The organism is Yonghaparkia sp. Soil809 (assembly GCF_001429705.1).
Classification (GTDB): Bacteria; Actinomycetota; Actinomycetes; order Actinomycetales; family Microbacteriaceae; genus Microcella.
The window spans coordinates 1,540,498-1,553,878 of the sequence record NZ_LMSV01000001.1; the positions used below are offsets into that span (position 1 = coordinate 1,540,498).

Annotated in this window: 10 protein-coding genes; 9 read left to right on the plus strand and 1 reads right to left on the minus strand. The window is 69.6% G+C overall.

Going from position 1 to position 13,381, the window contains the following annotated elements:
• Nucleotides 1–23 precede the first annotated feature (23 nt).
• Nucleotides 24–1,058: a glycosyltransferase gene (locus ASG83_RS07465; protein WP_055858813.1), complete on the plus strand. Its 1,035-nt coding sequence runs from the start codon at nt 24–26 to the stop codon at nt 1,056–1,058.
• Here ASG83_RS07465 and ASG83_RS07470 read toward each other — a convergent pair.
• Nucleotides 1,027–2,880, minus strand: a complete 1,854-nt coding sequence (locus tag ASG83_RS07470) for a hypothetical protein (protein ID WP_156710990.1) — start codon at nt 2,878–2,880, stop codon at nt 1,027–1,029. The two genes, ASG83_RS07465 and ASG83_RS07470, sit on opposite strands and share 32 nt — an antisense overlap.
• Nucleotides 2,881–3,001: 121 nt before the next feature.
• Between ASG83_RS07470 and galE the strand changes: the two genes are divergently transcribed.
• The 8 genes from galE (at nt 3,002) to wecB (ending at nt 13,376) form a co-directional block, all read left to right on the plus strand.
• Nucleotides 3,002–4,018 carry a UDP-glucose 4-epimerase GalE gene (gene galE, locus ASG83_RS07475; protein WP_055858823.1) on the plus strand — a complete coding sequence of 339 codons (1,017 nt, stop codon included), beginning with the start codon at nt 3,002–3,004 and terminating at the stop codon, nt 4,016–4,018.
• Complete coding sequence (locus ASG83_RS07480; protein WP_162253792.1) at nt 4,011–5,063, plus strand: LCP family protein; 1,053 nt, start codon at nt 4,011–4,013, stop codon at nt 5,061–5,063. The genes galE and ASG83_RS07480 overlap by 8 nt, the downstream gene beginning before the upstream one ends.
• A gap of 118 nt (nt 5,064–5,181) precedes the next feature.
• Nucleotides 5,182–6,963 (plus strand): nucleoside-diphosphate sugar epimerase/dehydratase, encoded by a 1,782-nt coding sequence (locus ASG83_RS07485; protein ID WP_235460110.1) that lies wholly within the window; start codon nt 5,182–5,184, stop codon nt 6,961–6,963.
• A partial coding sequence (locus ASG83_RS07490; RefSeq protein ID WP_235460061.1) for an NAD-dependent epimerase/dehydratase family protein occupies nt 6,960–8,360 on the plus strand: 1,401 nt, incomplete at its 3' end. The genes ASG83_RS07485 and ASG83_RS07490, both read left to right, overlap by 4 nt.
• 520 nt (nt 8,361–8,880) lie before the next feature.
• A complete protein-coding gene (locus ASG83_RS07500; RefSeq protein ID WP_055858836.1) occupies nt 8,881–10,119 on the plus strand; it encodes a glycosyltransferase family 4 protein in 1,239 nt (412 codons plus the stop codon).
• Nucleotides 10,109–11,167 carry an SDR family NAD(P)-dependent oxidoreductase gene (locus tag ASG83_RS07505; RefSeq protein ID WP_055858838.1) on the plus strand — a complete coding sequence of 353 codons (1,059 nt, stop codon included), beginning with the start codon at nt 10,109–10,111 and terminating at the stop codon, nt 11,165–11,167. The genes ASG83_RS07500 and ASG83_RS07505 overlap by 11 nt, the downstream gene beginning before the upstream one ends.
• Nucleotides 11,164–12,255 (plus strand): NAD-dependent epimerase/dehydratase family protein, encoded by a 1,092-nt coding sequence (locus tag ASG83_RS07510; RefSeq protein WP_055858840.1) that lies wholly within the window; start codon nt 11,164–11,166, stop codon nt 12,253–12,255. Before ASG83_RS07505 ends, ASG83_RS07510 begins: the two co-directional genes overlap by 4 nt.
• Nucleotides 12,252–13,376: a non-hydrolyzing UDP-N-acetylglucosamine 2-epimerase gene (wecB, locus tag ASG83_RS07515; protein ID WP_055858843.1), complete on the plus strand. Its 1,125-nt coding sequence runs from the start codon at nt 12,252–12,254 to the stop codon at nt 13,374–13,376. The genes ASG83_RS07510 and wecB overlap by 4 nt, the downstream gene beginning before the upstream one ends.
• Nucleotides 13,377–13,381 lie beyond the last annotated feature (5 nt).

Below are 13,381 nucleotides of genomic sequence, written 5' to 3' on the forward strand. Positions count from 1 at the left end.
CGCGGGTTCGATAGCCTGACCGGGTGCGCGATCATGAGGTCTCCGTCGTCATCCCGGTCTATCGCGGCGCGCGCACGCTCGAGCCGCTCCTGGCGGAGATCGCGGTCCTCGCCGAGGGAGCGACCTCGACCGATGGGCACCGGTGGCGCGTGGTCGAGACGGTGCTCGTGTTCGACCACGGCAGCGACGGCTCCGATGCGGTCATCCGTCGTCTGGCCGAGCAGTACGACTTCGTCCGCCCGGTCTGGCTGAGCCGCAACTTCGGTCAGCACTCCGCGACGCTCGCCGGCATGTCGGCGACGACGGCGGAGTGGATCGCGACGATCGATGAGGACGGCCAGCACGACCCGGCGCTCATCGGCGCTCTGCTCGACGCGGCGCTGGCCCGCTCGGCTCCTCTCGTCTACGCGCGGCCGACGAACGCGCCGCCGCACGGCTGGCTGCGAAACTCGGCCTCGCGCGCGGCGAAGCGCGTCGTGGCGGGCCTGCTCCCCGGGGCCGGTTCCCCGCAGTTCCAGAGCTTCCGACTGATGACCGGCGAGATCGGCCGCAGCGTCGCCGGGTACGCGGGGCCCAACGTCTATCTCGATGTGGCCCTCGGCTGGGTCGTGCCGCGGGTCGCGACGGCGGATGTCCGCTTGCGGGAGGAGGGTGCGCCGTCGGGGTACTCGCTCGGTCGGCTCATCGGGCACTTCTGGCGGCTCGTGCTGTCGAGCGGCACGCGCGGGCTGCGCATCGTCAGCGTGATCGGCGCGGTGACGGCGCTCGCCGGCTTCGCGCTCGCGCTGCTGTTCATCGTGCAGCGCCTCATCGGCGTCGATCTGCCCGAGGGCTGGACCTCCACCATGGTCGTGCTCCTCGTCGCGACCGGGTTCATCCTCATGTCGCTCGGCGTCGTCGCCGAGTATCTCGGCATGGCCGTGAACATGGCGATGGGCCGCCCCGCCTACCTGACGCTCGCCGACCCGGAGAACGGCCCGCTCGGCCGCGCCCGGTCGCAGGCGGCGCCCCGCGGCGGCGACGATCTCAGCGATCGGCGCGGTACTCGCGCACCGTGATGGCCCAGCGCGGGTCGTCCGACTCGCGCGCGTCCACGACCTCGAAGTCCGCGGGGTAGTCCAGGCCGCAGGCGGCGATGGCGTCGATGAAGCGCTCGCGGGTCTCGGTGGCGCGCGCAGGGTCTGCGGCGAGATGCTCGGGCTCGAGCACGAGCAGCCGGTCGGGCGCGCCGTTCGCACAGCTGCGCTCGATCGACAGGAACGAGACCCCCCAGTTGACCGCCACCCAGGGGCTCGCGTAGTCGCTCGCGTTGAACAGCAGCAGGGCCGCCGGCGACGAGATCGCGATCGTCGGCACGCCCTCGGCGTCGAGAGTCTCGCCCGACTCCTCGAGCCAGTCCGCCCACGCGGCCGCCTCCGGCTCCAGCAGCAGGCCGTCGAGCGGCGCGGTCGTCGCCGGTTCCGTCTGCTGGGCGTACGGGGCGATCCGGTACGGATGCTCGACGATGTCGCCGCGCACGTGCAGGCCCCCCTGCACGAGCATGACCCCGACCACGAGCGGGGCGACGAGCCGGGCGGCCGGCAGGCGGCTCCCGGTGCGCTCGGCCAGGACGACGAGCCCGAGCGCGAGCGCCACCGCCCAGAGGCTCGCGCCGTAGAGCAGCTGCCCGGTGAGGTCGTTGTTGGTGCCGGCGGCGGCGGCGAACGGTGCGAGGGCGACGACGGCGATGGCGGCCGCTCCGTGCCACCGCGCTCGCGCCGCGCTCGACCCGTCCGCGCTCGAGGGGCGGGTCGTGCCGGCGATCGCGACCGCGAGCGACGCGGTCGCCGCGACGCCCAGGACGACCAGGGTGCCGCCGATGGCGTCGAAGGGGCGGGCCGCGGGGCGCAGGATGAGCGCCGCGGCCAGGGCGATCGGCGCGACCAGTGCGAAGACCGTCAGCGCGGTGGGCCGCCCCGCCCGGTCGGAGGTCCGTCCGCCGACGCGGAGCACGAGCAGGAGCAACGCCCCGGCGAGGAGGGGGATGCCCATCGCGACGACGTCGTCGCGGATGGCCTGCGCGTACTCGACCAGCAGCTCGCTCGCCGGGTGGGCGTAGGCGTCCTGCGCCTCCCGATCGGTCAGGAGTCCGACGACATTGTTCGCGTAGGCCGCGAACGGGAATCCGCTGACCGCGAGCAGCGCCGCAGCCGTGAGGGCGCCGACTGCGGTGAAGCAGATGCGCGCGAGCGCCGCCAGCGGCCGCTGGGCGACGATGAGCGCGACCACCACGAGCACGAGCAGTGCGATCGAGGCGGAGAACTTCGCCGCGACGAGCAGCGCGGTCAGGAGGCCGACGCCGACCCAGAGCAGGGCGGCGGGTCGCCGTGCCGTCGCACCGCCCGCGGCGCCGGCGATGACGAGCAGGAGCGCGGCTGCGCAGGGCTGGGCGAGCCACGCGGCGAGCTCGTTGTAGCTGACGTACCTCGGCGGGTAGGTGAAGGCCATGAGCGTGCCGAGCTGGCTCGCCACGGCGATGAGCGCCCAGGCCGAGGGGGGCAGCCTCCAGCCGACGAGAGCGGCCGCGCGGTGAGCGGTGGCGGTGAGAGCGAGCCCGAGGAGCACGTAGACGCCCAGACGCAGCCACCGGAAGGCGAGCACCGACGACCCGAGCGCCTCGAACAGAGGGTGCAGCAGGTGGTGGAACCCCCAGGCCTCACCGGCGGTCACCCGATCGTTGGTGAGCAGCGTGTACAGCCAGCCCTCGTCGGTCACGTCGAAGCCGCGCGGGAGCGCCCAGACGATGGCGGCGAGTGCGACGACGACGATGATCGCCGCGAGTGCGACACCCGCCAGGTAGGCGGCGGTCACGAGCCGGGCGGGGGTCCATCGGGGCTGCATGGTGTCCGTCTCCGCCTCGCCGTGCCGTCGACCCGCGCGCACGGGCGACCGGAGCCATCGTAGACGGCCGACTCGCTCCGGGCCGCTCGGCGTGGTCGGCGCTCCTCATACACTGGGCGCCATGCGCGTTCTCGTCACCGGCGGCTCCGGCTACATCGGCTCGCACGTCTGCCGCCTACTGGCAGAGCGCGGCGACGAGCCTGTCGTGGTCGACGATCTGGAGACGGGCATCCGCGAGCGCATCGCCGGCTTCCCGTTGCACGAGCTCGATCTGTCGGCGGCGGATGCTCCCGCCGAGCTGGAGCGGATCCTCCGGGTCGAGCACGCCGACGCCGTCATCCACTTCGCCGCCCGAAAGCAGGTCGGCGAGTCGGTGGACCGCCCGCTCTGGTACGCCCGGCAGAACCTCGTCGGGCTGCACGGGGTGCTGAGCGCGATGGTCGCCGCGGGGGTCGCGCCTCTCGTGTTCTCGAGCTCGGCGGCGGTCTACGGAGATGCGGCCGGCGTCGTCGCGGAGGACGCGCCGACCGAGCCGGTCAACCCCTACGGCCGCAGCAAGCTCGCGGGGGAGTGGCTCGTGGCGGATGCCGCCCGTGCCCACGGTCTGAAAGCGACGAGCCTGCGCTATTTCAATGTGGCCGGCGCCGGCTGGCCCGAGCTCGCCGACCGGGCGGTGCTCAACCTCGTTCCGATGGTTCTCGAGCGCATCGAGGCCGGCGAGGCGCCCGTGATCTTCGGCGACGACTACCCGACGCCCGACGGCACGTGCGTCCGCGACTTCGTGCACGTGCTCGACGTCGCCGAGGCGCATCTCGCCGCGCTCGACGCGCTCGTGGGTGCGGGGCCGGAGCTCGAGCCGCATCGGGCGCTCAACATCGGCACCGGGTCCGGCGTGTCGGTGGCCGAGGTCGTCGCGGGCATCCGTCGGCGGACGGGTGAGGGCCCGGAGCCGGTCGTCGTGCCGCGGCGCGCGGGCGATCCGGCCGCCGTGGTCGCCGATGTCGCTCGCGCGGGAGCGGCCCTGGGGTGGGCGGCGAAGCACGGTATGGACGACATTCTCGATTCCTCCGTCCACGCGTGGCGGACCGCCGGGGGCACGTCGGCCGAGGACGATCGCGTATTCTCGAGGGATGATTGAGTCGACTCGAGTGACCGCGGCGCCTGCCCGATCCCGAGTCGAAGGCTCCCGGCGGTCCCGGATCCGGCGCCGTCGCAGGCGGCGCATCATCGTCGCCGTCGCGGTCGTCGCCGTCCTCCTCGCCTCAGCCGTCGGCGGCTATCTGTTCGCGCTCGCGGGGGCCTACCAGGACAACGTCACGGCGATCCCCGACGCCTTCCCCGACGAGTCGTTGAGACCCCAGGTCATCGACGGTCCGGCGGCCGATGCGATGAACATCCTGCTCGTCGGCTCCGACACCCGGGCCGAGCTCGGGTCGTCGAACGTGGACGAGGTGCGCAACTCGCTCGCCGACGTGATCATGGTGGCTCACATCTCGGCCGACCGGCAGAACGTGCACGTCATGTCGATCCCCCGCGACACGTGGGTCGAGCAGCCGAGCGGCTCGATGGGCAAGATCAACTGGTCGTTCGGCAGCGGCGGGGCGGCCGGCCTCGTCCAGACCGTCGAGAAGCTCATCGACGCCCGGATCGACCATGTCGCGGCGATCGACTTCGAGGGCTTCAAGGGCATGACGGATGCGCTCGGCGGGGTGACCGTCAACAACACGATCGAATGGCAGAGGCGGGGCGAGTACTTCGGAATCGGCCCGGTCGAGCTCAACGGGGAGCGCGCCCTCATGTACGTCCGCGAGCGGAAGCTCACCGGGAACGACTTCAATCGCGCCCAGCAGCAGCAGGAGTTCCTCCGAGCCGTGCTGAAGAAGACGCTCTCGGGTCAGACTCTCGCCGACCCGGGCAAGGTGTACGGCCTGGTCTCCGCGATCTCGCCCTTCCTCGCGGTCGATGGAGGTCTGACAGCGCCGGTCATCGTCGGGCTCGCGACCGAGCTCCGCGACCTCCGGGCATCGGACGTCCAGTTCTTCACGATGCCGAACTCCGGGGCTTCGTTCGTCGGAGATCAGGCGGTCGTGCTGGTCGACGACCCGACGCGGGCTCTGGTCGCGGAATCCTTCCGCGGGGACGATGTCGCCTCGCTCGCTGAGGCCGTTCAGAAGTCGTCCTGATGGGGGCCGGCCTGGCGGATGGCGCTACGGCATCGGCGGTCGTGCCTATGCTGAAATGTACTCAAGCGACAAGGGATGCGTTGACCTGATGACGATGTCGGAAGCCCTCGCGGCGAGGATGCGGCGAGTGTACGCCCGCGGACCTCTGTCGCGTTTCGGCTCCCAGTACGCGCTGGATGCCGTCGCGTGGATCCTCGCCCTCGCCGTGGCCGAACTGCTCCGGTTCGACCTGGACATCAGTCGTGTCGCCCTCGTGCCTCTCGCGGTCACCGGTGCGCTCACCGCGGCGCTCCAGTTCGTCGTGGGGTGGGTCTTCTTCCTGTACCGAGGCCGTCATCCCTACGGCAGCTTCGGCGAAGTCCGGGCCCTCATGTGGACCCTGGTGGTCGTCACCGCGATCGTGGGCGTTCCGGTCGCCGTCTTCGGTCTGGAGTGGTCGATCCCCCGCGGCACGGTGTTCCTGGCGATGCCGTTCGCCTTCGTGATGATGGGCGGCGCGCGCTACACCAAGCGGCTCGTCGTCGAGCGCACCATCGAGTACGGCGAGAGCGTGGAGCGCGCCCTCATCTACGGTGCCGGCTATCTCGGCTCCGTCATCGTGCGGCGGATGCGCACCGATCCTCACTCGCCGTACATCCCGGTCGCGCTCATCGACGACGACCTCTCCAAACGACATGTCGAGTTCGATGGCGTGCGCGTCCAGGGCACGCTCGCCGACCTGGAGGACGTGGCCCGCCGTACGGGCGCGACGGAGCTGATCGTGACGATCGCCCGTGCGGATGCGGACCTCCTGAGCCGAGTCTCCGACGCCGCTGCTCTCGCCGACCTGCGCGTCAAGGTCCTGCCTCCCTTCGAGGACATCCTGGAGGGGAAGTCCCGACTGGCGGATCTCCGCGACATCTCGATCGAGGACATCATCGGGCGCCACCCCGTCGACACGTCGGTCGACTCGATCGCCGGGTACCTGCGCGGCAAGCGCGTGCTCGTGACGGGGGCCGGCGGGTCGATCGGCGCCGAGCTGTGCCGTCAGCTGGGGAAGTTCGAACCGGCGGAGCTCATCATGCTCGATCGCGATGAGACGGCGCTGCAGGGCGTGCAGCTCTCGATCTCCGGGCACGGGCTCCTCGACACTCGCGACGTCGTCCTCGCCGATATCCGGGACGCGGATGCACTGGCTGCCATCTTCGCCGAGCGTCGGCCGGAGGTGGTCTTCCACGCTGCGGCGCTCAAGCACCTTCCCATGCTCGAGCAGTACCCCGAGGAGGCGTGGAAGACGAACGTGCTCGGCACGCTGAACGTCCTGCGAGCCTCGCTCGCGGTCGACGTCGCGACGTTCGTCAACGTCTCGACGGACAAGGCGGCGAACCCGACGAGCGTCCTCGGCCACTCCAAGCGCGTCGCCGAGAAGCTGACCTCCTGGGCGGCCGAGCACTCGGATCGGCCCTACCTCTCGGTGCGATTCGGCAATGTCCTAGGCAGCCGCGGATCCATGCTCCCCGTCTTCGCGACGATGATCGAAGCGGGCGGCCCCCTCACGATCACGCACCCCGAGGTCACGCGATTCTTCATGACCATCCCGGAGGCGTGCCAGCTCGTGATCCAGGCGGGCGGTATCGGGGAAGCGGGCGAGGTCCTCATCCTCGACATGGGCGAGCCCGTGAAGATCCTCGACATCGCCCACCGCATGATCGACATGTCCGGCAAGGACATCGCGATCGTGTTCACCGGGCTCCGTCCGGGCGAGAAGCTGCACGAGGACCTCGTGGCCGAGCACGAGGCCGCAGAACGTCGGGTGCACCCCCAGATCTCGCATGCTCGGATGAAGCCGCTCGCGCCGGACCGACTCGAGCGCTCCCGATGGCATCGCCGCATCAGCACGGCGGCGGCGGGGGGTCGATGATTCCCGCGCTCGCCCTCGTCGGGTCGATCGCCGCGCTGGTGAGTCTCGCAGCCCCGTTGGTACTGATCCCTCTCCTGGTGCGGCTCGGAGCTCATGACGATGCCACTGATCGTTCCTCTCACTCGGGCCGTGCGCTGCGCGGGCTCGGCCTGGGAGTCCTCGCCGCATTCCTCGCCGCGATGGGCGTGGGGCTCGTCCAGATCCCGACGTCGGAGATCGGGATCACCGCCATCGTGACCTTGGCCGCTGCCGCCGTGGCTCTGATCGGCCTCGCGGAGGACGTTCGAGGCGTCGGGGCGCTGGGACGGTTCGCCGCGCAATCGGCGGTCGGGGCTCTCGTGGGCGGCTCGCTCGTCGTGGTCGCGGGGATGCCCGCCTGGGCAGTACCGCTGGTGGCGCTCTGGTTCACGGCCTATGTCAACTTCACCAACTTCATGGACGGCGTGGACGGCATCTCGTCGAGTCACGGCATCGTGGTGGGAGCCGCGTTCACGATTGCGGGCGCACTGTGGCTCGAGCCGTGGTTGAGCTTCGTCGGTGTGGCGATCGCGGCCTCCTTCGGCGGGTTCCTGCCCTGGAACCTGCGGCGCCGGGGGACGTTCCTCGGCGACACCGGCAGCTACCTTCTGGGCGGCTCCGTCGCCGCGGCGACGGCCGTCGCGACCCTCCGAGACGTTCCCGTCGTCGTAGTCGTCGCGCCCCTCGCGATCTACCTCACCGACACCGTGGTCACCGTTATCCGACGCATGGCCGCGGCGGAGCCGTGGCTCGCTCCGCATCGATCCCACGCCTATCAGCGATTGACGCAACGCGGTCTCAGCCACATCGCGGCATCCACGGTCGTGTCCGCGGTGAGCGCTCTCTGCGCGGTCGCGGGTCTCATTGCAGGCACCCTCGGTCCGGCCTGGCAGTGGGCCGGGTGGGTCGCGATCGCCGGCGTGGCCGCCGCCTACCTGGCTTCTCCGGTGCTGCTCGGCGCGCCCGTGCCGGCGGCGACGATCCGCGAACCGCCCCCATCGCCGTTGCCTGCGGGTGCCGGCATCCCAGAGCGGGGTCGCGCGATCGTCGTCGGCGCGTCCGGGTTCGTCGGGTCGCACGTCGCCCGACGACTTCGCGATGACGGGTGGGAGGCGACCGCGGTCGCCCCTCCCCGTCTGTCGCTCTCGCCGGGGTCGACGTCGGACGATGTTCGCCGCGCCGTCCTCGCGCACGAATCCGCTGTCATCGACCTCTCTCAGGCGCTCGGCGAGGTCGATGTGGTCGTCAACGCCGCCGGAATCGCAGCCCCCGACTCCCGCAGGGGCGCCTCGCTGACGGGTGCGAACGCGCTGCTCCCCGCGATTATCGTGGCGGCGGCTCAGCGGGCTGGCTCTCGCCGCTTCGTGCACGTGAGCTCGNCTCGAAGGCTCTGGGCGAAAGTGCCCTCCTCGCCGCCGTCGCGGGGGCCGACGACTCCGCACCGGAAGTCGTGATCGTCCGGGCGACCGCCATCCAGGGTCCGGGTCGCCCGATCACGAACCGGCTCCGCCGGTTTGCGTCATCACGGCTCGCCTCGATCGCCACCGCCGGTGACCGCCCGTCGCCCGTCAGCTCGATCGACGGACTCTCGAGCTTCGTGAGCCTGGTCGTCCGCTGTCCGAGCGATGTTCCGACGATCGTGCTCCAGCCGTCGGAAGGCCTCACGAACACCGAGGTGCTCCTCCTCGCCGGAGGGCGGACCCCCCGGCGCATCCCTCCCGCTGTCGGACGAGTCGTCATCGCCCTCGGTTACTTGCTCGGCGCTGTCGTCACGGGGGTGCGTGTGGCCACGTATCAACTCGAGACGGTTCTGTTCGGCCGCCCTCACGATGCAGCGTGGGCGCGGTCGGTGGGCGCGAGCGGTGAAAGCCATGCCGAAGAAATCCTGAAGGGCGCAACGTGAAGATCGGAATCCTGTCCCAGTGGTTCGACCCTGAGACCGGACCTGCAGCGCTCCCCGGCGTGTATGCGCGCGAATTCGTCCGAGCCGGCCACGAGGTGGCGGTGCTCACCGGCTTCCCGAACTACCCGGAGGGTCGTATCTACGACGGCTACTCCCAGCGGCCTCGCCTGGTGGAGAACCTCGAGGGGATCACGGTCACCCGGGTCCCGCTGTACCCGAACCACTCCCGCTCCGCGGTCGGACGCGTGATGAACTACTCGTCGTTCGCCGCGTCCGCGGCGGCACTCGGTGGGGGCGCGCTCCGCGACGTGGACGCGATCTGGGTCTACAACTCGCCGATCACGGTCCATGCGCCACTGATGGTCCACTCGCGCGGAGGAGCGGTCCCGTACTTCCTGCACGTTCAAGATCTGTGGCCCGAGTCGCTCACGGAGAGCGGAATGATCCCAGGAGGCCGCGTCGGCAGCGCGATCGGTGCGGCGGCATCTCGAGTCGTACGGAGCATGGAGCGCCGAGCCGCCGCGATCGGCATCATCTCGCCCAGCGTTCGTGAGCTCATCCTGAGCAGGAATCCCGGGGTCGATCCCGGCCGGATCGTCTTCGCGCCGAATCCCGCGAACGAGGAGATCTTCCGCCCGCGTGCGAACGACGTCATCCGTGATCATGCCACGCCCTTCACCGTCCTCTACGCCGGTGCGATCGGTGATGTGCAGGGGCTCGAGACGGTGGTCGAGGCCGTGGACTCCCTCGCACGGAGCGGTGTCGACGTCCGTCTCAACATCGCCGGGGACGGAATCGCGCGCGATCGGCTGGAGGCTCTCGTGGCGGATGGCGGAATGTCGGCGATCCGCTTCCTCGGACGAGTGCCGCAGCAGCAGATCCCCGAGCTCATGTCCCAGGCTGACGCGCACCTGGTCTCGCTCGCGGACAGCGAGTTCCTGCGTCGGACGATGCCCAGCAAGATCCCCGCTCTCCTCGCGTCGCAGGTGCCGATCGTCGGTGTCGTGGCGGGCGACGGCGCTGACGTCCTCCGCGAGTCCGGGGCCGCTGTGCTCGCCCAGCCGGGGAACCGTGACTCGGTGATTTCAGCAATAAGGTCGTTGGCGACGGCGTCCGCACACGACCTCGCTGCGCACGGTGAGAGCGGCCGTCGATATTACGAGTCTCGATTCGCCGCGGAGGCCTCGGCCCGAACCATCATCCGCGCGCTGGAAGGAATGACCGGTGGCAACTGACTACCGAGACAAGACCGTTCTGATCACGGGCGGAACAGGCTCGTTCGGGAGGACCGTCGCCGAGAAGCTCCTCGCCGAGGACGTCGGCGAGATCAGAATCCTCAGCCGGGACGAGGAGAAGCAGGACGCCATGCGGCACGCGTTCGGCGACTCGCGACTGCGCTTCTACGTCGGCGACATCCGCGACGAGGGCAGCGTCGAGCGCGCCGTCAAGAGCGTCGACTACGTCTTCCACGCCGCGGCGCTCAAGCAGGTACCCTCGTGCGAGTTCTTCCCGATGGAGGCCGTCAGAACCAACGTCGTCGGCACCGAGAACGTCGTCCGCGCCTCCGACCACGCCGGGGTGTCGTCGGTCGTCTGCCTCAGCACGGACAAGGCCGTCTACCCGGTGAACGCCATGGGCATGAGCAAGGCGCTCATGGAGAAGGTCGCCCAGTCGTTCGGCCTCAACAACCGCACGGCCGACACGATCGTCTCGTGCGTGCGGTACGGCAACGTGATGTACTCCCGCGGCTCGGTCATTCCGCTCTTCATCAGCCAGCTGAAGGCGGGCAAGAACCTGACGGTCACGAACGCCGCGATGACGCGCTTCATGATGTCGCTCTCCGATTCGGTCGATCTCGTCGAGTTCGCGTTCCATCACGCCAAGCAGGGCGACCTGTTCATCAAGAAGGCTCCGGCCTGCACGATCGGCGACCTCGCGCAGGCGGTCATCAACCTGTTCAGCCCCGGCTCGAGCATCGATGTGATCGGAACCCGGCACGCCGAGAAGCTCAGCGAGGCTCTTGCGAGCCGCGAGGAGCTCGCTCGTGCCGTGGACATGGGCGACTACTTCCGCATCCAGGCGGACAACCGCGACCTCAACTACAGCATCTACGTCGATGAGGGCGACGTCACCATGGGCGACTTCGCCGACTACGACTCTCACACGGTTCCCCGGTTGTCGGTCACGGAGGTCGAGCTGATGCTCCTTGGTCTCCCGGAGGTGCGCGACGAGCTCCAGGCGGCGGGTCGACCTGTCTCGGCCTCGAGCGAACCGCGTTCGTGATCGCGCTGACCGGCGCCGGGGGCTTCCTCGGCTGGCACACGCGGGTGGCCGCCCGAGCCCTGGGGCTGGACGTGGAGCCGATCCCCTTGGGACGTGGATTCGATGTGAGCGCCGCTGCGAACGCGCTGAGCGGCGCGGATCGCGTCATCCACCTCGCCGGCGTCAATCGCGCCGATGACGCCGAGGTTCAGGCGGGCAACGCGATGTTCGCGCAGCAGCTCATCCAGGCGCTCGATGCGGCCGAGCAGCGCCCGAACGCTGTCGTCTACGCCAATTCCACGCAGGCGGGCAACGGCGGCGTGTACGGCTCGGCCAAGGCGGCTGCCGCCGATGCCCTCCGCGCCTGGTGCGAACGGAACGGTGCGCGCTTCATCGACATGCGCCTACCGAACATCTACGGCGAGCACGGTCGGCCCTTCTACAACTCGGTGACGGCGACCTTCTGCCACCAGCTCGCCGCGGGAGACGAGCCTCGCATCGATGTCGATCGCGAGCTGACCCTGCTGCACGCGCAGGACGCCGCCGACCTGCTGCTGACGGCCGAGACCGGCGATTCGGATGCGGTGAGCAGCACCCTCACCGTCACGGATCTCCTCGAGAGGCTCCGCGGGATGTCGGCCACCTATCGACGCGGAGAGATCCCCGACATCGCCGACGCCCTCGATCGCACGCTGTTCAACACGTACCGTTCGTTCACCGTCCCGTCCCACCTGCCGATTTCCCACGTCCGGCATGAGGATGCTCGGGGAGCGTTCGTCGAGCTGATCCGCACCCATGGCGGCACCGGTCAGACCTCGCACTCCACGACGGTGCCGGGGATCACCCGCGGCGAGCACTTCCACCGTCGGAAGGTCGAGAGGTTCACGGTCATCGAGGGGCGCGCGCGGATCGCCCTGCGCCGCGTGCTCACCGATGAGACCATGGTGTTCGATGTCGACGGCGGGAGCACCGTGAGCATCGACATGCCCACGATGTGGGCGCACAGCATCACGAACACGGGAGACTCCACGCTGCACACCGTCTTCTGGACCGACGACATCTTCGACCCCCGCAACCCCGATACTTTCCCGGAGAGCGTGACGCCATGACCGATCGTCTGAAAGTGATGACCGTCGTCGGAACCCGGCCGGAGATCATCCGTCTCTCCGAGACCATCAAGCTGATCGACGAGCACTGCGATCAGGTCCTGGTGCACACCGGGCAGAACTACGACTACGAACTGAACGAGGTCTTCTTCGAGGATCTCGGCCTCCGTCGCCCCGACCACTTTCTCGAGGCCGACACGAGCTCGCTGGGAGCCGTACTGGGGTCGATCCTCATGAAGACCGAGGCTGTCATCGCGGCGGAGAAGCCCGATGCTCTGCTCGTGCTCGGGGATACCAACAGCGCTATCTCGGCCGTCATCGCCAAGCGGATGAAGGTGCCGGTCTATCACATGGAGGCCGGCAACAGGTCGTTCGACGAGAACGTCCCGGAGGAGACCAATCGCCGCCTGGTCGACCACGTCGCGGACTACAACCTCGTGTACACCGAGCACGCGCGACGCAATCTGCTCGCCGAGGGGATCCATCCCTCGCGCATCCTCCTCACCGGCTCGCCGATGAAGGAGGTTCTCGCCGCGAATGCTGCGGGCGTCGAGGCGAGCAGCGCCCTCATCGACCAGGGTCTCGAGCAGGGCGGGTACTTCCTCGTGAGCCTCCATCGCGAGGAGACGGTGGACCAGCCTGAGCGCCTGAGGGCCGTGCTCGACGCGCTGGCGCACCTGGCGGCGGACCATTCGACGGAGGTGCTGATCTCCACCCACCCTCGCACGCGCAAGCGACTCGAGCAGCTGGGCATCGGGGACGTGGCAGGCCTGCGCTTCCACGCGCCGTTCGGCTTCCACGACTACCTGCGGCTTCAGATGAACGCGAAGGTCGTGCTGTCGGACAGCGGGACGATCAGCGAGGAGTCGCTGCTCCTGGGGTTCCCTGCGGTGACTCTGCGCGACCAGATCGAACGGCCCGAGTCTCTCGATGTCGGAGGCATCATCACGACCGGAGTCGAGCTGCAGTCGATCAGTGAGGCGGTGCGCCTCGTCCTCGACTCCGATGCTCGCGCATCGGTGCCCGCCGACTACGCCATCGCCGACACCTCGCGACGGGTTCTCGCGTTCATCCTCTCCACCGCGCGCTCCCACCACCAGCGCACCGGCATCCGGACTGCCTGATCAAG

Coding starts and splice junctions, on each gene's coding strand:
- ASG83_RS07480 (WP_162253792.1), top strand. CDS start 4,011: ATGATTGAGTCGACTCGAGTGACCGCGGCGCCTGCCCGATCCCGAGTC.
- wecB (WP_055858843.1), top strand. CDS start 12,252: ATGACCGATCGTCTGAAAGTGATGACCGTCGTCGGAACCCGGCCGGAG.
- ASG83_RS07470 (WP_156710990.1), bottom strand. CDS start 2,880: ATGCAGCCCCGATGGACCCCCGCCCGGCTCGTGACCGCCGCCTACCTG.
- galE (WP_055858823.1), top strand. CDS start 3,002: ATGCGCGTTCTCGTCACCGGCGGCTCCGGCTACATCGGCTCGCACGTC.
- ASG83_RS07485 (WP_235460110.1), top strand. CDS start 5,182: ATGCGGCGAGTGTACGCCCGCGGACCTCTGTCGCGTTTCGGCTCCCAG.